Source organism: Acinetobacter sp. UBA2581 (assembly GCF_002339435.1).
Classification (GTDB): Bacteria; Pseudomonadota; Gammaproteobacteria; order Pseudomonadales; family Moraxellaceae; genus Acinetobacter; species Acinetobacter variabilis.
On record NZ_DDLD01000020.1, the window covers coordinates 1 to 21,107 of the forward strand.

The 21,107-nt window shown below is 42.3% G+C and carries 17 protein-coding genes and 1 pseudogene; 9 read left to right on the top strand and 9 right to left on the bottom strand.

From position 1 onward, the window contains the following. Positions 1-130 precede the first annotated feature (130 nt). A pseudogene (locus tag B3Q46_RS02285) lies at positions 131-1,714 on the bottom strand (ATP-binding cassette domain-containing protein). Between the two features lie 358 nt (positions 1,715-2,072). Here B3Q46_RS02285 and B3Q46_RS02290 point away from each other — a divergent pair. Then, positions 2,073-2,588: a DUF1543 domain-containing protein gene (locus B3Q46_RS02290; protein ID WP_005234992.1), complete on the top strand. Its 516-nt coding sequence runs from the start codon at positions 2,073-2,075 to the stop codon at positions 2,586-2,588. Between the two features lie 39 nt (positions 2,589-2,627). Here the strand turns inward: B3Q46_RS02290 and B3Q46_RS02295 are convergent, their stop codons facing one another. The 4 genes from B3Q46_RS02295 to B3Q46_RS02310 all read right to left on the bottom strand — a co-directional run bounded on the left by B3Q46_RS02295 (position 2,628) and on the right by B3Q46_RS02310 (position 5,450). Then, positions 2,628-3,158 (bottom strand): gamma carbonic anhydrase family protein, encoded by a 531-nt coding sequence (locus B3Q46_RS02295; protein ID WP_034170031.1) that lies wholly within the window; start codon positions 3,156-3,158, stop codon positions 2,628-2,630. Positions 3,159-3,261: 103 nt separating this feature from the next. Continuing rightward, positions 3,262-4,410 (bottom strand): D-alanyl-D-alanine carboxypeptidase PBP5/6, encoded by a 1,149-nt coding sequence (gene dacC / locus B3Q46_RS02300; RefSeq protein WP_004782636.1) that lies wholly within the window; start codon positions 4,408-4,410, stop codon positions 3,262-3,264. A 128-nt stretch (positions 4,411-4,538) separates the two neighbouring features. Continuing rightward, the gene (locus tag B3Q46_RS02305; protein ID WP_004782633.1) at positions 4,539-4,919 is read right to left on the bottom strand and encodes an MCR_0457 family protein; all 381 of its coding nucleotides are present in this window, start codon (positions 4,917-4,919) and stop codon (positions 4,539-4,541) included. Between the two features lie 159 nt (positions 4,920-5,078). After that, a complete protein-coding gene (locus B3Q46_RS02310) occupies positions 5,079-5,450 on the bottom strand; it encodes an MCR_0457 family protein (protein WP_166138880.1) in 372 nt (123 codons plus the stop codon). A gap of 109 nt (positions 5,451-5,559) precedes the next feature. Between B3Q46_RS02310 and surE the strand changes: the two genes are divergently transcribed. From surE to B3Q46_RS02325, 3 genes are all read left to right on the top strand, one after another. After that, positions 5,560-6,336 (top strand): 5'/3'-nucleotidase SurE, encoded by a 777-nt coding sequence (surE, locus tag B3Q46_RS02315; RefSeq protein WP_104426309.1) that lies wholly within the window; start codon positions 5,560-5,562, stop codon positions 6,334-6,336. Between the two features lie 107 nt (positions 6,337-6,443). Further along, complete coding sequence (locus B3Q46_RS02320; RefSeq protein ID WP_104426308.1) at positions 6,444-7,283, top strand: peptidoglycan DD-metalloendopeptidase family protein; 840 nt, start codon at positions 6,444-6,446, stop codon at positions 7,281-7,283. Between the two features lie 91 nt (positions 7,284-7,374). Further along, a complete protein-coding gene (locus B3Q46_RS02325) occupies positions 7,375-8,304 on the top strand; it encodes a LysR family transcriptional regulator (RefSeq protein ID WP_104426307.1) in 930 nt (309 codons plus the stop codon). A gap of 57 nt (positions 8,305-8,361) precedes the next feature. On the opposite strand, the gene B3Q46_RS02330 is transcribed toward B3Q46_RS02325, so the two are convergent. After that, positions 8,362-9,573, bottom strand: a complete 1,212-nt coding sequence (locus B3Q46_RS02330; RefSeq protein WP_104426306.1) for an aspartate aminotransferase family protein — start codon at positions 9,571-9,573, stop codon at positions 8,362-8,364. Positions 9,574-9,733: 160 nt separating this feature from the next. Between B3Q46_RS02330 and grxD the strand changes: the two genes are divergently transcribed. After that, positions 9,734-10,075 (top strand): Grx4 family monothiol glutaredoxin, encoded by a 342-nt coding sequence (grxD, locus tag B3Q46_RS02335; protein WP_004782624.1) that lies wholly within the window; start codon positions 9,734-9,736, stop codon positions 10,073-10,075. An 85-nt stretch (positions 10,076-10,160) separates the two neighbouring features. On the opposite strand, the gene B3Q46_RS02340 is transcribed toward grxD, so the two are convergent. Beyond that, positions 10,161-12,812 carry a Lon protease family protein gene (locus B3Q46_RS02340; protein ID WP_104426305.1) on the bottom strand — a complete coding sequence of 884 codons (2,652 nt, stop codon included), beginning with the start codon at positions 12,810-12,812 and terminating at the stop codon, positions 10,161-10,163. A 178-nt stretch (positions 12,813-12,990) separates the two neighbouring features. Between B3Q46_RS02340 and B3Q46_RS02345 the strand changes: the two genes are divergently transcribed. The 4 genes from B3Q46_RS02345 to rpmE all read left to right on the top strand — a co-directional run bounded on the left by B3Q46_RS02345 (position 12,991) and on the right by rpmE (position 17,115). Continuing rightward, complete coding sequence (locus B3Q46_RS02345) at positions 12,991-15,162, top strand: AmpG family muropeptide MFS transporter (RefSeq protein WP_414631434.1); 2,172 nt, start codon at positions 12,991-12,993, stop codon at positions 15,160-15,162. A gap of 1 nt (position 15,163) precedes the next feature. Continuing rightward, positions 15,164-15,565 (top strand): lactoylglutathione lyase, encoded by a 402-nt coding sequence (gene gloA, locus B3Q46_RS02350; protein ID WP_004782618.1) that lies wholly within the window; start codon positions 15,164-15,166, stop codon positions 15,563-15,565. Positions 15,566-15,709: 144 nt separating this feature from the next. Then, the gene (locus B3Q46_RS02355) at positions 15,710-16,687 is read left to right on the top strand and encodes a bile acid:sodium symporter family protein (RefSeq protein ID WP_104426304.1); all 978 of its coding nucleotides are present in this window, start codon (positions 15,710-15,712) and stop codon (positions 16,685-16,687) included. Positions 16,688-16,890: 203 nt separating this feature from the next. After that, entirely contained in the window at positions 16,891-17,115 is a 225-nt protein-coding gene (gene rpmE / locus B3Q46_RS02360; RefSeq protein WP_004782616.1) for a 50S ribosomal protein L31, read from the top strand. A 97-nt stretch (positions 17,116-17,212) separates the two neighbouring features. On the opposite strand, the gene B3Q46_RS02365 is transcribed toward rpmE, so the two are convergent. Both B3Q46_RS02365 and B3Q46_RS02370 read right to left on the bottom strand, forming a co-directional pair. After that, a complete protein-coding gene (locus tag B3Q46_RS02365) occupies positions 17,213-19,378 on the bottom strand; it encodes an EAL domain-containing protein (protein WP_104426303.1) in 2,166 nt (721 codons plus the stop codon). Further along, the gene (locus tag B3Q46_RS02370) at positions 19,360-21,105 is read right to left on the bottom strand and encodes a GTPase (protein WP_104426302.1); all 1,746 of its coding nucleotides are present in this window, start codon (positions 21,103-21,105) and stop codon (positions 19,360-19,362) included. The genes B3Q46_RS02365 and B3Q46_RS02370 overlap by 19 nt, the downstream gene beginning before the upstream one ends. Between the last annotated feature and the right edge of the window lie 2 nt (positions 21,106-21,107).

Genomic DNA, 21,107 nt, shown 5'->3' on the forward strand with positions numbered 1-21,107 from the left:
TTTTATGTCGAACTCAGGTTACTTATTAAATTTATATTTTCAGGGTGTGGCTACAAAACAATAAGCTTATTTCCTATGATTGATCAGCCACCCATTGAGGTGGCTTTTACGTATATAAGTTTAATCAAAATTATTCATTCATATTGAACACTTCAGTGATCACGCAATCACGCACAAACTGTTCATCGTGTGAAACTAAAATCACAGCGCCTTTATAAGACCGAATTGCACTTGCCAACGAAGCTTTAGACTCAATATCCAGATGATTTTCTGGCTCATCCAATAATAAAAGTTTGGGGTGAGGAGAGACTTGGCTGAGACCTAGTAATACTACTTTGAGTTTTTCACCACCACTTAACTGAGGCAAAGGATAAGTACCTTTATCACCACGAATTCTAAGTTGGCCCAATAAATTACGCCATTCCACTTCCGGAATATCAGGATTTATCTGCCTTAAATTTTCAATTGCACTTAGTGTCTCATTTAGAAAACTAAAATTTTGATCCAGATAAAAACAGCTTCGTGCCAGAAAAATTTGATCGAGAGGTTGCTGCTTTTGTAGGGCGACCAGTTTCAGCAAAGTGGATTTACCACTTCCGTTTCGGCCTACAATATGGATTTTTTCAGCTGCACTTAAAGCAAGATTCACAGGCTGTGGAGTACCAAAAGGAAGCTTTAACTCTTTAACCCGCAGAATTTCACCAGATTGTAGTTTAAGGTCTGGAAATTGAAATAGCTGAGGTTTTATCTTTTCAAGTTGCTGCTTTTGAACTTTTAACTCAGATTGTTCATTGGAAATTTGCCGTTGGTGCTGTGCCTGAACTTTACCTATACTTTGACCAGCTTGTTTCTTTTTAAAGTCTAAAAGCACTTTGGCTTGGGAATTCGAATCACGTAATTTGTTTCCGGCACGTTCCCGCTTTTGTGCTTTCATTAAAACGTCATGTTGCTTGTGCTTCATCTGTTTAATATCACGCTGACTCTGCTGAATTGACTTTTCGAGTGAAGCGACATTTTTCTGATATTGCTCAAAAAGCTCCGCATAGTTTCCAGTAGTGTGCTGTAATCCATGCTCATTTAAATAATAAATATGATCAACCTGATCTAGTAAAGTCCGGTCATGACTAATGATCAACGCACCAGCAGGATGTAACTTTAAATACTCTATTAACTATGTCCGTGCTTCACGATCCAGATGGTTGCTTGGCTCATCCAGCAATAAATAATATTCAGGCTTTAAGAACAAGCTACATAAAGCAAGTTTGGTCTTTTGGCCCTCACTCAAATATTGCACAGGAAAGTCCAGATCGGTGGGCAATTGCGCTGAACTCAACAGTTGCTGCCATTCATGCGGCAAGTGCCAGTGGTCTTCAAGTAGCTTATAATCCTCAAAACTGGCTGTATCATGTTCAACATTTTTAAAAGCACGATGTAATTGACTTACTTCGATTGCTTCAGCAATTGTGGCTGCCTTTAACCGATGCAATTGTGGTAGATAGGCATGATGCATTTGCCAGGAAACTTGACCTGAGCAATGTAGAGTAGAATACTGAGTCTGATGCAAAAGCTGCATGAGCAAAGACTTACCTTGTCCATTACGGCCAATTAAAGCACTGACCTGAGCTTTAGGAAGGGTAAAATTTAAATTCTGAAATATGACTTTGGACGGGAATTCCAAAGTCAGATTGGATATTACACATACCTGTTGAGTCATAAATAACCTCATAAATACAGGATGCACAAAATAAACAAGGGATTTTTTTCTAGAAAAGATCAAGCCAGACGATCTATTTTGCACATCAATCTAAAAATAATCGTTGATGAGAAAAATAGACTTACTTCATTGGCGTGACTCACTTATAAGAGAAGGGGAGTTCGGACCTTATTTTAATATAAATAAGCTTGCTTAAAAATAGATCAAATTAGGATTGTTTATCCACTGTATTGATGCTGATTTAAGTGAATTTCAGGATTTTAAGAATATGAGATGATTGACTTGAAGTGGAACGAGTAAGTTTCATTTATACTATGCGGCTAAAGTCTTCTCTATTTTGCTTTTAAAGGATTTTTTTATGTCTGAACTCAAGCTCTACATTGCTTTATTGGGCGGAAAGCATGAAAAAGCCAATGTAGAAGTACATGACGTAATTCCGGTCATTAGTTCAGATATTAAGACAGCTTTCCCATATTTGAAGCAGCAATGGTTTGGTTTACAAAAAGGCCTGCATGTCGATGGTTGGATGACGATCAATGGTGTCAACTATCAGGATCTGAATTATCAGGTTCAGGTGACGGACATACCTGTAAAACAGGATTTAAAACTATTCCTGATCAATCTGGGTGCTTATGTGCCAGATCAATTTGGTGAAATCCATAAATATCTGGTAGTTGCTGCAAAAAATAAGACTGAGGCTAAAGCACAAGGCAAGCTGGCCATTGAAAAAACTTGGTTTAAACCTCATACCGATGCCGTGATTGATGTGGATGATTGCTTAGAACTGAACAAGATTGACCAGAAATTTGTGCATCTAGTAGAGGGAGACTTTGAAGCCAATAGTTTTAAGAACGATTATGTGGTTATTCCTTAATTAAGATAAGGCTACATAAAGTAGCCTTAGTTTGTCGATTTATTTGTAATGACCTGAGACTTTCACATAATTCTGTGCTGAATAAGGCAAGAAAGCTATTTCCTTCTCAGTCAGTGGACGCACTTTTTTGACTGGACTGCCTACATACAAGTATCCACTTTCTAATACCTTATTCGGTGGTACCAGTGAACCTGCTCCAATCATCACATCATCTTCAACAACTACATCATCCAGAATAATTGTACCGATACCCACTAAAACACGATTACCGATGGTACAGCCATGTAATTTTACATGATGACCAATTGTCACATCTTCACCAATAATCAGTGGTGAACCTTCAGGTTTATCCGCCTTTTTATGACTCACATGCAACATGGAATGATCCTGTACATTCGAATTCTTGCCAATACGAATATGATTCACATCACCACGAATTACAGCAAAAGGCCATACAGATACATTTTCGCCTAAAACAACATCACCTACGACCACCGCCATCGGATCGATATAACAGGAGTCAGCGACTTGCGGGCGAGTATCCAGATAAGGGCGAATGTTTTGGCTCATGTCAGTATCATCCTGAAAGTTTATAAGTATTATAAAATAAAAAAGCACACATTCGATGAATATGTGCTTTCGCTTTAGTAAGATCTAATATTGATAATAAATATTAGAACAGGTTACTAAAAAATTGTTTGATATGATCCAGCATACGAGCAAAGAAACCAGCTTCTTCAACTGCTTTTAGTGCAACAAGTGGTTTCTCAGCAATCACTTTGCCGTTTAAAGTCGCCACATATTTACCTACGACTTGACCTGGTTGTAAAGGTGCAGTCAGTTTAGGCTGAACGACCAATTGAGTTTTAATGGCATTGGCCTGACCTTTAGGCATAGTCACGTTAAAGTTTTCTGCAAGACCGATCTGAACTTCATTTTCCTTACCAAACCAGACTTTAGACTTGGCTAGAACCTGTTTAGCTGGCTGAACATTTTTGGTTTCAAAGTTTGCATAACCCCAAGCCAGAAGTTCACGTGTTTGTGATGCACGTTCATTCATGGTTGGTGCACCGAAAATCACTGAAATCAGACGAGTCGGACCACGTTTTGAAGAAGTCGTTAAGCAGTAACCGGCTTCATCGGTGTGACCAGTTTTCAAACCATCTACACTTGGATCAGTATAGAGCAGGGCATTACGGTTACCTTGCTTAATTCCGTTAAAAGTAAACTCTTTTTCAGAGTAAATTGGATAGTATTTTGAACTGTCTTTGATGATGTGCTGAGCCAAAGTTGCCATATCTTTCGCAGTCGAATAATGGCCTTCAGCTGGCATACCAGTCGAGTTGATGAAGCTGGTATTGGTCATGCCGATCCGTTTCGCTTCCTGGTTCATCATATGTGCAAAGGTACCCTCGTTCCCTGCAATATGTTCAGCCATCGCTTTAGACGCATCGTTACCAGATTGGATAATAATTCCGCGCAACATTTCTAGTGCAGTCGCCGTACCATTTAAAGGCACATACATACATGATTCTGCACTGCTACCACGGCACCATGCAGATTCATTCATGCGAACCTGTTCATCTTCAGTCAGCTCACCACTTAATAACTTCTGCTCGATGATGTAACTGGTCATCATCTTGGTCATTGAAGCAGGGGCTAATTTTTCATTTTCATTTTTTGATGCGAGAATTTGCCCTGTCTCGTAGTCCATTAGCACATAAGATTTATTATTCAATTCTGGTGGTGCAGATAAGACAGTTGCTGCAAAGCTAAAACTAGGAATTAATAATAATGCAGCAAGGGCAGTTTTTTGGGTCATTTCTAGTGGGTTCCAATATCTTGATGTAAGCACGAAGAGCCTAGCATTTTAGGACAAAGCTAGGCTGACTTCTATGGGAAACCCGGGGTTATTTCAAAAGTATTGTAAGCAATCACTCAAAAAGTGGATTATTTACTGTAGCTCACCAACTCATTGCAAATGGCCTGATTCTTTTTCTTGCCAGCCTTTTTGGCGTCGCTCTGTGCTTCGGCCAGAATGTTACGGAAATCTGACTGTTTTACCATCTGGTTCAGGCGTTCAACCGGATTTTTTTGACCCGGCAAATATTCAGTCACGAGCTGGTTATAACCCTGATTGAATTTTGCTTTGTCTTTGACCATGCTTGGGCAAATTTCAGAAAGGACATAAATCGCAGCCAATTCTTGCTTGGTAATTTCCTGGCTTGGGGTGACTTCAATATTTTCATTTGCTGCATAAACCGAGCTGCCCCAAAGTGTCATACCAGCAACAACAGATAAACTTAAACTTTTAATTAATGTATGTTTCATCAAAAAACTCAAAAATTACATGTAGAACAATAATTTGTTAGCTTAAAGATATTTTTAAAATTGAAAAGAGGGGAAATGTAGTGAAGCTGTAGAATTATGAAGAAATGTGTAAGAGAAAAAAGACGATGCTGGCATCGTCTCATTTCAGCGAGAAAAACCTTATTCCTGATAGGCTAAAACATCTTCACACGCTGTTTTTTGTTCGTCTTTTGCAGTCTGTTTTGCGCCTTGACGTGCTTCTTCAAGCACAGTCTTGTATTCACTGTCTGCCTGAAGCTTTTGATATGTCATCGATTTGTCAGAGTATTCTTTTAGATAAGATTGAATCAGCTGCTGAATCGTTGTATCGAATTTTGCATTCTGCCCAATAATGCCTGGACATACTTCGATCATTACCTGTGCAGACGCAACATCTTCTTTCACGATCATGTCATTTTCTTCAGCTGTCAAATCATTGGCAATAACTGCAGGAGAAACAAAAGTTGCCAAACTTAAAGCCAAAGCACCCCAAAGAGAGAATTTTTTCATCATCTTAAGCCATATGTATTAATGGATATCGTGCTACAAATATATATAATTCCTGAACTAATACAATGAAATGTCCTAGTGAGTCATTTTTTTAGCTCAACGAGATTTTGCAGTGAATATATTAATTTCCAATGATGATGGCGTTTTTGCACCGGGTATACAGGCAATGGCGCAAGCCTTGAGACCTTTAGGACGCGTTGTGGTGGTAGCCCCAGAAAGTGAACGTAGCGGATTTTCCAGTGCACTGACTTTAGACCGACCATTAAGACCGATCCAGATTTCTCCCGATGTATGGGCGGTTAATGGCACGCCGGCTGACTGTGTCTATCTGGCCATGAACGGCTTATTTGATGTTGAATTCGATCTGGTGGTCAGCGGCATTAACAGTGGTGCCAATCTGGGAGATGATGTGCTGTACTCAGGGACGGTGGGGGCTGCATTTGAAGGCCGTCTGGCCAAACAACCTGCATTGGCAGTTTCTCTATGTGGGCAAAACGTTCGATCTTATACCTTGCCAGAAGATTATCGCATTGCAGCGCAATGGGTACATGATTTTATTGCGGCAGGTTTGCCGACTTTGCCTGATCGTCATATTTTTAATGTGAATATTCCTGATATGGCTGAGCTGAAAGGAACTAAAGTGACCTTTCAGGGACGTCGTAGCCAGTCCAAGCCGATTACCAGTCATGTAGATCCACGTGGTCGCCAGGTTTACTGGATTGGGCTATCGGGTGAAGCAGTCACAATGCCAAAACATAAAGGAACTGAAATCGAGTCAGACTTTTTTGCAATTGCCAATGGCTATGTAAGCGTGACGCCAATTCAGATGGATGCCACAAACTATGACACACTTCACACTTTGCAAGCCCAGATTCTAAATAAAATCTAATGAATGTTATAAGTTTGTGAAAAATGAAAGCTTACAAGTATATTGTAGTAAAACTTTGCTAATCTTACTGGGTTTTTGCAACCGTATAGATGTTAGAGAGGAAGATAATGTCCTTGGTGTCACCGAAATACTTCATTCATGCTTCACCATCCAGCTTCATCAAAACTCTGGTTTTGTCCACTGTGGTTGTTTCCACAATGATTATTACTGGTTGTGCCACTAAACCTCAGGTCAATAATATGACCCGCTATGCCGCAGCGCCTGACTTCTATACGGTACGCTCTGGGGATACTTTGAGTGGCATTGCTGCACGTTATGGTCTGAGCTATATCAGTGTGGCAGAGATGAATGATATTGCTCCGCCGTATCGTATTTATGTGGGTCAGTCGATTCGCCTGAAAAATAACACTACCGCTCGCCGTACTACAGCGACTCAACCTGTTACCCAAGCTTCACCGATTCAGCGTCAAACGATTGCGATTCCAGCGCCAACCACTCCCGCTCCAACAACTGTTAAGACTACGCCAAAACCTGCCACCACTACTTCCGCACCGATTACCCCAGTATCGACAGCAGCAGGATTACGTTGGGTCAAGCCATCAAATGGTCCGGTATTACAAAACTATGATCTGGCCGCAAATATCAAAGGTACCCGTTATGGCGGTAATGTCGGAGATCCGGTCTTTGCTGCAGCAGATGGGCAGGTGGTATACGCAGCAGATGGCCTGAAGGAATATGGTAATCTGGTACTAGTTAAACATATTAATGGCTATATCACCGCTTATGCGCATAACAGCAAATTAAGCGTGAAAAGTGGCCAAAATGTAACGGCTGGTCAAAAAATTGCCGAGATGGGGGCGACTGGTACAACCCGCACTATGCTTGAGTTTCAGGTTCGCTTGGACGGAAAACCGATTAATCCAACAACAGTTTTACCAAATAATTAAATAAATAATGCAAAACGTAAATTTCACCGTATAATACAATGAGTTGCTTTTATCAAAAGATGAAGCATCTCATAAGTTTAGAGGGGAATTTATGTTAGATCAACTTCGAGCAATGGGTGTCTTTGCTTGTGTTGTGGAAAAGAACTCGTTTAGCGGTGCTGCACGTGAGTTAGGGATTACAACCAGCGCCGTGAGTCAACAAATTCGCTCTTTGGAACAGGATATGGAAGTTGTACTTCTAAATCGTTCTACGAGAAAATTAAGTCTGACCGAAGCGGGACAAGCTTTTTTTCACAGCTGCCAGGAAATGTTGTCTGCTGCTGAGCGTGGAAAGGTTCGCATTAACGAGTTACGTGACGATCTTGTTGGTGAACTTCGTATTGTATCCTTACCGGAAGTGTGTGCGAATCATGTGATTCCTGCACTTTCTCACTGGATGTCCGCACACCGTGGCCTGACAGTCCACCTGGAAACAAACAATCATGAGGTTGATTTGTTGGAAGGGCGTATTGATATTGCCCTGCGATTTGACCAGAACGATGATGACCACAACCTTCAGGTTGTGCCATTAATGCAGATTGAACAGATTCTTGTTGCTGCGCCAAGCTATATTAACCAGACCGCAATTATCTCGCGTCCTGAAGACCTGAAACACCATGATGTTTTGCCTTTAACGCATATTAAAAATCATCAGAATTTCAGTTTTCAGCATGTGCATAGCACAGAAAAGGTTGAATTTGAACTAAGCTCACGCTTTAGTACCAATAACAGCTTGGTTGCAAAAGCCATGTGTCTGCAAGGCAACGGGGTTGCCAAGATTTTATATCTTGATGTTAAAAAAGATTTATTAAATGGTTCACTGATTGAAGTCTTGCCTGAATGGAAACTTCCGCCAGTCACCCTTTATGCAGTTATGCCTAATCGAGAACAGCAACCGACTAAAGTCCTGCGCTGTCTGGATGCATTGAAACAATATTTTAGCCAGATCTCTGGTGGGCGTTTGTTGCAAGTCGCATCATAAATTCCCTATAAACAAAAAAGCCGCTTTAAAGCGGCTTTTTTGTTTTTCAAGATAGACTTAAGCAAGGTAGGCCTTGATCATTTTCACTAAACGCTCGATCAGTTGATCGGCCTGTTCCTGTGTAATATTCAGGGTAGGCAACAGACGAACGACATTACCTGCAGTCACGTTGATAATGGTTTTGTATTCATCGCGTGCAATATCCACCAGCTCACCACAGTCTTTAGGCAACTCAATCCCAATCATCAGACCGAATCCGCGTACAGTCACTTGATGATCTGCAAGATGGTTACGTAACTGCTCAACAATATATGCACCTTTTTCAGCGGCATTGGCTACGATATTTTCTTTTTGCATAATATCGATGATGGTATAAACCACGCGTGAACCCAATGCAGTACCGCTATAAGTCGAACCGTGATTCCCCGCAGTTAAAACACCGACACCACGACCTTGAGTCATCACGGCACCAATTGGGAAGCCATTGCCCAGACCTTTAGCAGTCGTCAATACGTCGGGCACAATATTGGTGTGCTGATAAGCAAAATATTTACCGGTACGGCCATTACCTGTTTGTACTTCATCCAGCATCATCAACCAGTTGTGCTGATTACAGATCTGACGGATTTCTTCCAGGTAACTAAAGCCTTGCGGTGCTGTATTGACACCACCTTCACCTTGGATCGGTTCAACCAGAATAGCCACGATATCCGGATGGTTAATTGCAGCTTCTTCAATGGCTTCAATATCACCAAAAGGTACACGAATAAAGCCTTCAACCAATGGGCCAAAGCCTTGTTGAACTTTTTTGTTACCTGTTGCAGACAGGGTTGCCAGCGTACGGCCATGGAAAGACTTGTCAGCTACAATAATTTTTGGTGTTGCAATGCCTTGCATATGACCGAATTTACGCGCAATTTTGATCGCACCTTCATTGGATTCTGCACCACTGTTGGAGAAGAAAACTTCTTCCATGCCAGCGACTTCAGCCAGTTTCTGTGCAGCAGCAGTTTGCCAAGGCACTTCAAACAGGTTACTGGTATGAATCAGGGTTGCAGCCTGTTCCGCAATTGCTTCAGCAATCACTGGATGAGCATGACCCAAACCGCAAACGGCGATCCCAGTTAAGGCATCTAAATACTCTGTACCATCTTCGGTATAAAGATATGCACCTCGTCCTCGGACAAAGCTGATCGGTTGACGACCAAAGACTGGCATCAAATGTGAAGGTTGATCAGTTTGTACCGGAGCGAGGGTAATATTGTTCATGACTAACTCTTTACTGTTAGGTGGAAAGAAAAACTTATATAAGCAAAAACTTGGTCAGATTTAAAGGGTAATTGTAAATAAAAATGGATTTATTACTTTAGACGTACTGTTTTTCTCTGTTTTGGGTATAATGCGAGACAGATTAGTTGAGGATTTATCAATGACTGAACAAGCACGCGATACCGAAGCGTTAATTCGTGACCAAATTGCCAAGCACGCAGTACTTCTTTATATGAAAGGCACACCACAATTTCCACAATGTGGTTTTTCTGCACGTGCGGTAGAAGCACTCAGTCAAATTGGTCGTCCATTTGCTTATGTTAATATTCTGGAAAACCCAGATATTCGTGCAACTTTGCCACAAATTGCGAACTGGCCGACATTCCCACAACTTTGGATCAATGGTGAATTGATCGGTGGTAGTGACATCATCCTAGAAATGTTCCAAAAAGGTGAATTACAGCCTTTAGTAGAGCAATACAGTCCAGCACCTGAAGCTTAATCCTTGGATTAAACTGATAGATATGAAAAAGCGCTTCCGAAAGAAGCGCTTTTTTTATGGGTGAATAGTGAGGAGGGGGGCAGAATTAATCTTCTGCCTGATCCTCAGATTTTTCCAGTTCTTTTGATTCAGCAACCAAGGCCTCAGCTAAGGTATCTGGATCGGTCAGAACTTCCTTTATAGGCGCCTTATCTTTTTTCTTTTTCTTCTTTTTTTTCTTTTTCTTAGGTTCTTCCTCAAACTCGGCACCATCTTCAATGGCTTGCCAGTATTCGAGTTGTTCCATCACAGCAGCAAAGATCGAGTTTTTGCTATAACGGCCTTTCTTGTCCATAGTCCCGACCGGACGTGCCATCAGAATTTCCAAAGCCTGCGCGATATTATCAATGGCATGAATATGGAACTGACCTTCTTCGACTGCAGCAATAACATCTTTACGTAACATCAGATGCTGCATGTTTTGTCGTGGGATAATCACACCCTGCTTACCTGTCAGGCCTTGCAGCTTACAGGCATCGAAGAAACCTTCAATTTTTGCATTAACTCCACCAATCGGTTGTACCTGACCAAGCTGGTTCATAGAACCGGTAATCGCCCAGGACTGGTCAATCGGTAACTGACTAATCGCAGAAATCAGCGCTGAAAGTTCAGCAACTGTCGCGCTGTCACCATCCACCTGACCATAGCTTTGTTCGAAAGCTAAAGCGGCAGAGAAGTGCAGGGTCTGTTCACGACCAAAATGGGCTTTTAGAAAAGAGGCCATCAATAGCACGCCCTTAGCATGCAAAGAACCGCCAAGTTCTACACTACGTTCGATATCCAGAATATCACCGCCACCTTGATATACAGAAGCAGTTAAGCGTGAAGGTAGACCAAATTCAACATCTGCATAATGAATCACAGACAGCGCATTGATTTGGCCTAGACGATGACCGCGAGTTTCAATCAGTTGAGTGCCACGGGTCAGATCTTGCCAGAATAGCTCACGTAAATAGCCTAAGCGATATTTACGATGATCCAGTGCGGTATTGATATGCTTTTCTGACACCATCTTATCACCCGCTTCGAATGCATGATGATGTGCTTCACGAATCAGGTCGCCCAGCGTTAATGCATGTAGTGACAGGGAACTCTGATCTTCAGCCTGACGACTTGAATCGGTCAGCAGGGCAGATAATGCAGAACGGTCAAATGGTAATAATTTATCTGATTGCACATAGTCAGCAATGAGCTGCATATAGGCTTGCTCATTTTCTTCATTACGTTGCAAGGTATCGGTAAAATCAGCACGGATTTTAAAGATGCTGCCTAGTTCTGGTTCAAGTTCCAGAATTTCATAATAAATTTCTGGCTCTGCCAGCAGCACTACTTTGATATTCAGCGGAATAGAAGCTGGTTCAATGGAAATGCTACCGGTGAGAGTCAGCATATGCTCTAAAGATGAAAGCTTGAGATGCCCAGATTTCAAGGCACGTTTCAAACCTTGCCATGCATAAGGTTGTTCCAGTAACTGTTCAGCTTCAAGCATCAGGAAACCGCCATTGGCATTATGCAAGGAGCCGGGACGGATCAGCGTGAAATCTGTAGTAATGGTGCCATTTTGGGTCAGCTGTTCTACATGACCCAATAGATTGTAATGCGTCGGGAAATCTTCAAAAATAACGGGTGCAGCGCTATTTGGCTTATGGGTGACGATCACATTGGCCTGGAAGCGCGCTGGTACGCGGCTGAACTGGGCAGGGGTAAAATCGTCTTCTTCCTGTTCCAGTACAATTTCAACATTATTAATAATGTCTTCAGCATATTGCTTCAGATATTGTTCCAGACCTTTGACATGCTTGAATTTAGTCAGCATCTGCTCAACGCGTGGCATCACTACCTGTTTGGCAATATCACGATTCAGCACTTGAACACGGTCACGCGCATCATCTTCCAGATCGCCCAAATGAAGGCCCAGGCGTTCCAGTTTCTTGTCCATGTAACGCATGTTTGACGCGATTTCAGCACGATCTTTATTGCTTAAAGCATTCAAATCTTCCTGAGACATTTCCTGTACTTTGTCATCTTTCAGATGAATCGGTACAAAACAATGTTCATCATTGCGAGAAATCAATTTCAGATCGAGTTCTTCACCTTCACGGGTCAATTCGATCAGTGCGAGTTGCTGTTCATCACCCGTTTCCTGACGAATCATTTCAATCCGGTTGTGATAGCTTTCTGCAGTAAAACGGCGCTCCAGCTGTTTTAGAATGGATTGCCAGCTTTGATGCAGCATCGTCTGAAACTTGGGTCCCTGACCGGCTGGAAATTCGAGTGCGATAGGCTGACGAGGATTCTGAAAATTATTGACATAGACCCAGTCATTAGGCGTTTGCATGGTTTTGGCATGCTGTTGCAACAAACGCTTTACCATAGTGCGTTTGCCGAGTCCTGCTGTACCCACCGCAAAGATGTTATAGCCTGAATATGGCAGGGCAATACCGGCTTCAACCGAAGCACGGGCACGGTCCTGGCCTAGAAAATTATTTAAAGGCTTGATTCGCTTGGTCGATGCCGGGATTTTATCCGGATCGGCAATACGCGTCAGTTGTGCCGGTTTCAGGCATGTCTTTTCAAGGGTTGGTGTAATTTCGCTTTGTTCAAAGGCTGAGATAAGTAGGTCGGAGCTGATGTTTTGTTGAGATATAGTTGTATTACTTGAAATTGAAGAATGAATTTGATCGAGTCTCTGAGTCACTGTTGAAAGTCCAAAACGAAATATGACGTGGATAAGGTTTAAGGTATACAGATTTACTTGAAAAATTCAAGCCAACATGTCAGTTTTGCCACAAAATAAAAAATCGGGTATGCGAGAAATATATAAATTTTGTTGAAAGATACGTTATTAAAGGATTGAATAGCAGCAATTGGTTTTCGTGGAAAATAACAAAGCAATGACAACACAAACGACGGGTTGGAAATCCGCATTTACAGCATTTCTGGATCGACGTGCCCTGATCATGCTGTTTCTCGGATTTTCAGCCGGTGTCCCGATTCTTTTGATCTTTTCCAGTTTGTCTTTATGGCTCGGTGAAGCCGGAATCAGTAAAAGTGCGGTGACTTTTTTTAGCTGGGCTGCACTAGGCTATTCATTTAAGTTTGTCTGGGCGCCATTGATTGATGAATTACCTCTCCCATTTCTGACCAAAGCTTTGGGTCGCCGGCGCGCCTGGCTATTGATTGCTCAGATCCTGATTGTAACTGCGATTTCAATTATGGCTTTTTCAGATCCAGCATTGGGGCAGGCACATTTACAGCAGATGGCACTAGGTGCAGTCCTGCTGGGATTCTCGGCTGCAACGCAGGATATTGTCATTGATGCCTATCGTATTGAGCTGGCCGAAACTCAGATGCAGACCGTACTGGCATCGACCTATAATGCGGGTTACCGGATCGGGATGATTGTGGCTGGCGCTGGAGCTCTGTTTCTGGCGGCATATTTAGGCACGGCCAAAGGCAATTATATCTATGATGCCTGGAAATGGACTTATCTGGCGATGGCAGCGGTTATGCTGGTTGGGATTATTACTACACTGGTCATCCGTGAGCCTCAGGTGGATCGGATACGTAAAGATTACCAGCGCAGTGATTATTTCCGCTTGGTTGGCGTGTTTTTCGTAGCTGTCATCAGTTTTGTGCTGAGTTATGTCTATTCCGGTGACTTGGTATCGAGTATCACTGAACAGTGGGCAATTCAGGATACTTTTGCCTTGTTCTGTTTTGAGGCTTTACGCTTTATCGGGTCAGGTGCTGTTGCTTTCAGTGTGGGTACGATTCTGGTCAAAATGGGTGCTGTGAATAAGCAGATGGCATTCGAAACCTGGGTCAATCCCGTAGCAGATTTCTTTGATCGCTATGGCTTAAAGCTGGCTTTGGTGTTGTTATTGTTGATCGGTTTCTATCGGGTCTCCGATATTATTGCCGGTGTGATTTCCAATGTGTTTTATCAGGATCTAAATTTTAGCAAGGAGCAGATTGCTGAAGCTGTGAAAGTGTATGGGGTAATTTTCTCCTTGCTTGGCGGTTTTTTAGGTGGCTTGCTGGCCCAGAAAATGAACATCATGAAACTGATGTTTGTAGGCGCGATTCTGGCCTGTTCAACCAATCTGATTTTTATTGGCTTAGTGAAGTCTGGTGAAAAGCTGGGGCAGGTCGAAGTTCAGGTAGGTCAGCAAACCTTTCGGGCAGATACAGATGAAGTCGGTTATTGGAAACTGAATGTACCCAATACTGCTTTTAAAGAGGCCGAACAGATTCAGGTTCGTGCACATTATCTGAATCATCCGGCAGATGCAGTACAAGTCAACCTGCCTTATCTGCAACAGAATGATTCGAAAGCAGCACAATTACAGCTTCTGCCTGTTACCACAGATAATCTGATCAGTGCCAATGAACAGGAAAATAGCATCGTGGTTCGCGGTCAGTATCTAGGGCCGGATTTAACTGCAGAGCAAAAAATTGTATTAGAGCTGAATGGCGATAAATTCGAAGCCAAGCTGGATGAAAGACGTGTCTTTAGTGCTGCTATTCCTGCCGAAAAACTGATTGCTGCACCTGTGAAGCAAATCAATGCAAGCTTAATGCAGCAAGAGCATCCGATAGTTGCCCAGCAGCATTCATATGCTGTGGACTTGTCGCAGACCCAAGCCAATCCGATGGATATCGATGTTCAGCCAATTACAATTGGAACTGGTGAGAATGTCGAAATTCAGGGTAAAGTGATTAAACCTTATAGTTCATGGTGGCTGTATTTTGCAATTATTGTCGATAATCTGGCTGCAGGTCTCGCAGGTGCAGCCTTTATTGCTTTCCTGTCCAGTCTGACCAGTGTGTCCTTTACCGCTGTTCAGTATGCTATTTTTAGCTCACTCATGACTTTAACCCCTAAGATTTTAGGTGGATATTCAGGTACTATAGTGACCAATATCGGTTATCCGAATTTCTTCCTGATGACCACTTTAATCGGGATTCCAATCCTGATTCTGGTGGTTTGGGTGGCAAAATTACTCGGTGAACACCAACAACAATCTGTAAATAAGGATGATTAATATGCGCATGCTGCATACCATGTTACGTGTAGGCAATCTGGAACAATCACTCAAGTTCTATACTGAGGTTCTTGGTATGACTTTACTTCGTAAGCGAGATTATGAAGAAGGTCGCTTTACCTTGGCTTTTGTAGGTTATGGCGATGAAGAAAATCACACTGTGCTTGAACTGACCCATAACTGGGATACAGAAAGCTATGACCTGGGCAATGGCTACGGTCATATTGCGATTGCGGTAGATGATGCTTATAAAGCCTGTGAAGAAATCAAGGCACGTGGTGGCAATGTTGTTCGTGAAGCTGGCCCAATGAAAGGCGGTGTCACTGTGATTGCATTTGTGGAAGATCCAGACGGTTATAAAATCGAATTGATCCAGCAAGACAATAACGCACGTAATAACTAAGTGTTATAGAGCGAGATATGTGAAATGTATTCATGTATGGATGAAAATATTCCATCAATCTGAATGCATAACATGGACCCGGCATCTGTTAAGATAGCCGGGTATTTTTTATCGAATAATAAAATTTTGAGGGAAGGACATCAGATGCTTAAACTGCTGGCATTGGACCGCTTTACGATCTTGCTCTTTGTTATAGTGTTACTGGCCAGTGTATTGCCAGTGTCAGGGCAGGCAGCTGAAGTCTTTAGCTGGATCACGACAGCAGCCATTGCCATCCTGTTTTTCCTGCATGGTGCCAAGCTTTCGCGTGAAGCTGTAATTGAAGGCTTGATGCACTGGAAATTACACACTTTGGTCTTTGCCTTGACCTTTGCACTCTTTCCAATTTTAGGCTTGCTGGCAAAGCCAATCCTATTGCCAATGCTGGGGCAAGAATTATATTGGGGATTTCTGTTTATGTGCTTCTTGCCATCAACCGTACAGTCTTCCATCGCCTTTACCTCAGTGGCTCAAGGGAATATTGCCGGTGCAATCTGTAGTGCTTCATTTTCCAATATTATCGGGATGTTCATTACACCGATGCTGGTCGCATTCTTTATCCTTGGGAAATCTCAGCATGGCTTTGATCCGACAGCATCGATTCTACAGATTACGCTGCTGTTATTGGTGCCTTTTATTTTAGGTCAGTTACTGCGTCCATGGATTTTCCCAAAAATGCAGAAGATGCCCAAGATCGTTAAAGTATTCGATCAGGGCTCAATTCTGATGGTGGTTTATGGGGCATTTAGCAGTGCGGTGGTGGCTGGGCTTTGGCGTGAAGTCAGCTTAAGTACTTTGCTCTTGCTGCTGCTGGCATGTTCGGTTTTATTGACCATTGTGATGCTGTTGTCGCTATTTATTCCACGCTGGTTGGGCTTTAATCGTGCTGACCAGAAAACGGTGTTCTTCTGTGGTTCCAAAAAAACGCTTGCCAGTGGTGTACCGATGGCACAGATTCTGTTTATTGGTCAGCCACTTGGCATGATTGTTTTACCAATTATGATTTTCCATCAAATCCAGCTCATGGCCTGTGGTGTGATTGCGAATCTCTGGGCCAAACAGGCCGTACATACAGAAGAATAATTCGCTTATTGGATTTGTTTGCCGTATAATATCGCCCAACTTGTTGTGCTTAGCTCTGACGGTATCCGTCTCGGTGGGCCAAAAGAATGGTCTGTTGTGGTGTTGATCTGCCTGAATCCTGATTCTGGCCCTTCCTCAATATTTGAGAGTGATCAATTGCGATGACAGCAAAACCTTCTTTCATCTTAATGGAGTAATCGACGATGCGCGCCGATATTCACCCAAAATACGAAAAACTAGTTGCTACTTGTTCATGTGGTAACGTAATCGAAACTCGTTCAGCTGTTGGTAAAGAAACTCTTTACCTAGACGTATGTTCAGCTTGCCACCCATTCTACACTGGTAAGCAAAAGAACGTTGACACTGGCGGCCGTATCGACAAGTTCAAACAACGTTTTGCTGGTATGTCACGTTCTGTTAAACGTTAATACCCAAAATGAAAAAACGGGCTTTATGCCCGTTTTTTTGTGCCTGCAATTTAGAAAATCATTTTACGTTTCTAGATTGAAAGGCGAGTACAAGACCTTAGTGGTCTTGTACATCAATCAGATGATCCAGCTTTTTCTGGAAATAATCACCCTGAATAAAGCGTGCATTGACGTTCCAGGCATTCGCAAATAAGGTCATGTCATTCAGTTCACGGATCATGATATTCACTGGTTTGATTTCATTGTATGTGGTGATTTTTTCCTGTAACTGTTCAATTTCAGCATCATTGTTCAGCATCTTGGTCAGTTTGCTATCCAGGCTCAGACCATTGATATCGAACTCACGTAGTAGGGTTTCACTATACATTGAGTGACCAAAGTTACGAATCGCAATCCGCGCGCCATGTTCACGTAAAGTACGTAGATATTTCTGCGCATCCTGCTGGTTCATCAGGATATCTTCTTCTGAGAACTGTAAAGTTAAAGGATGTTCGACTTTACTGCGAATAATGGTAATTAGTTTGGAAATAAACTCAGGAAAAGTACGGTCTTTAAATAGCACCGCACGGTTCAGGTTCACGATTAAACGGGCATCCGGATACTGGGTAATGAAGTTGTGCAATTGCTTGCTTGATTCAACCAGAATCCAGCGATCGAGTTTAATAGATAATTCATCATCTTCATTGAGTTCCATCAAGGAAGAAATGTCCTGCCATTTATTTTCAAAGATAAAGCCACTCGTCACCTCATACATATAGAGGTTGGTATCTTCTTTATCATACAGCTGTTGATATTTCAGATGAATTTCACCACGTTCCAGACATTCACGCAGTGCTTTTAATACTGGCGATGTAGTCAGTGGTACAGCACTGACTGCTGGACTGACCGGTATGGACTCAGGCGCTGGAATAACAGGTTCTGAAACCGTGAAGTCAATGCTTGGCATTGAAATCGATTCCTGAGTCGTTGCAGGAATATCCAGAACAAACTCAGAAGTTTTTTGTGCTTGTGGTAAAGGAGTAGAGAAAGCCCGCCCGATTAATTCATTACAATGGCTTTCATCACGCAGTTCACCGTCAAGCAGGGTATAACCGATGCGCAGATTGAGCGGATAAGTTTGCTGATTCACTGTAATGAGCTGTGGTTTGGTCAATGAACCTAGTCCAACCAGTTTGGATTCCAGAATGTCTTGCGCATCTGCCTGAATGATCCCCACCAGAACATCATGTTCCAGTTTGAAGAGCGGAATACGAACCTGCTCTTTCAGGAATTTCTTAATTTCATGGAAGTAACCTATGTAGGTCGCCCAGTCACCATTTAGGACTTGCGGCTCATACGCAGCAAAGGAGAAAGTGATCAATGCATTGGCTTTGGCCGGTTCACGATTGAGTTCACGCTTAAGTGACTGTAAGGTATTTGGCTTGTTTGCAACTTTTTCAGAAGAGGCACTTGCCTGAGTAGTCGCTGTATCAATCGTAATTTGTAGTGCATCCTCTTCAGCACTAGATGCCAGAAATTCCAGTTTTAATGGATTGGCAGCAGCCACATTTGGATTCGACGAAGTAATATCAAAACGGCCTAAATCAAACTGGCCCTGAGAAATTTTTTTAAAGCGGGTTTTAAAATCATTCAAATCTTGCGGCTGTAACAGGTCTAAAAGCGGCAGACCGATAATATCATCCTCGCTTTTAAGGCCAAACAGTTTGAGGTAATCGGCATTAGCCTGAATATGGATGCCTTCCTGAATGGTTGCGACCGCACGGTTACTGTCTTCTACCAATGATTGTGCCTGGCTTTGTGCAGTTTCCAGTTCTTCCATTAAATGGCGCTGTGCTTGCATCGTACGGCTAAAGGAAAGGGCACGTACCAGATTAAGGAAGAAGCGGTCTGGGTAATCCAGATTCAGAATGTCAAAAATACCTTTACGGATATACTGGGCATATTGTTCAGCCTGATAATCTTCTGGTTTTAACAAAAGAATAGGAAGGTCAGGTTGCTGCGAAAGTTGAACCAGACTTAAGGCCTGTTCATATTTCAGATCATACGCACGACCAAAAATAATCAGGTCCCAGTTAAAGTTTAACTGTTTTTCAAAAGATTGCAGATCATCAAGCAGAACGGCGTCGACCTGATATTCATTGCTGGTTAAGAGATCACGGATTTGGTTATATCTAATTTGATTATCATCAATGATCAGTAAACGTGTTTCAGTACGTTTTAACTTTTTAGACAATAATGGATTTCTCACTTCAATGCTTCCCATAAATCGTGATTTCTAGTTTCATTCAATTGCTTATGTATAAAGTTTTCGATGATATCTTCTTCTTGATCATTTAATAATTCATAGTCAAAACGGATAAAACTTTGTGTAATGAGCTGCGCCTTGGTTAGGTAGATTCTGAGTTCTTTTTGGCCAAGACGTAAATGAATGGTCTGTTTTTCCCTAAACATTTGTGAGCCAGAGACAATAATACTGATTGAGACCTGATCAAGCTGGGTCATCTGTACCAGAATGGCTGGCTGATAATTGACACTGTGTTTGTCGGTACGGGCATAGACTGCGCAAGGGAACAGTTCCTGTGCGAGAATTTCCAGACCAATTTCCAGACTTTTATCAGCAGACTGTTTGATCCAGCGAATGACACCACCACGCCACTGGCTTTGAGATTTTTCCTGAACTAGAATAAATTCGCCAGTTTTCAGATTGGCAGGTGTAATACCTGACCATTTAATCCGGTAACCATTAACACTGATATCGAGAACTTCAGCGGTATGAATCTGTTTGGCTTCGCGATCGAGCGCCTTGATACTGCTGAATCCGCTTGGAATGGTATTATGCATTGAGCTGATAAAACTGCTTTCGCTCTGGAAACCATAATTACCTTCCAGTTCCAGCGTTTCATTAAAGTTTTTACCCTTAGACAGATAAAAATGCGCCACCGTTAAGCCAAAGCAGATATTGATCTGTGCAGAATATTCATAACGCTCATGACGGCGTTCGACATTATTCGAAAGCAGGTTATAGATATGAAAATGCAGGGCAGGCGTCAGGAACAGCTTTTCATTACGTGACAGATATTGGGCATTTTTGCTTTGAGTGCCGGTCAGGTGTTCCATCAGGTTTTGTGTCGAAATATAGAAGCTCGGCTGGAAATGCTGACCCTGATGAGAATTTAATAAAGGTGGATGATCTTTGCTGGCATCAACCACATAACGTGATAGCGTAGTTTCTTTCGGTAGAATCTGAACCAGTTTCGCCCAGTCTGCACTACATAAATATAAGCCCTGAATTTCAGCAGGACGAATCTGATGAGTATTAAAAATATCTAGTAAGATCAGTCGTGCATAGGCTTGGGTAATATTCTGGATTTCGTGCTGGGTGCCAAGAACCTGATTAATGTTGGTCTGATAGAAATTATTGTCCATCGCACATTCCAGCAACTGATGTGCTGCCAACCACTGGCCAGCGCCAGGTGTGCTATACAGCATATGCTGTTGATAGAGCAGCAGGCTTAACTGTTGCAGACCATAGTAAATGGAAACCATCCGGGCACTTTGCAGACTTTTCTTTTTGCCCAAGGAAAATAGTGAAAACTTTTGATGATTCAGCTGATGATTACAGCGTTTGGCAATATCTATATAGATTTTGGCAAAATAGCTGCGTAACAGCATGGCCAGTTCAATAATCTGGTCATTGCGATCTGTCGTGATCAGACCCTGATTGACGAAATGTTTCTCAAGACTGGCCAAAACATTTTCAAGGGTAGGGTGCAATACCTGAATCAGGTCAAAACGCAAGGTTTCCGCACATTTCAGTTCGGAAATTTCCAGTAAAGCACTGAACAGAGACTTGGATGAATTCCCCAATTGCAAGATTGAAATTCCTGCGACCCATTCCTGCAATGCTTTGGCATTTGTGGGACAAAAACTTAGCTGTTCTATGGTGAGTTCAGCCGTTGTCTGAAAAATGTCTGCAGTATGCTTACTCATCT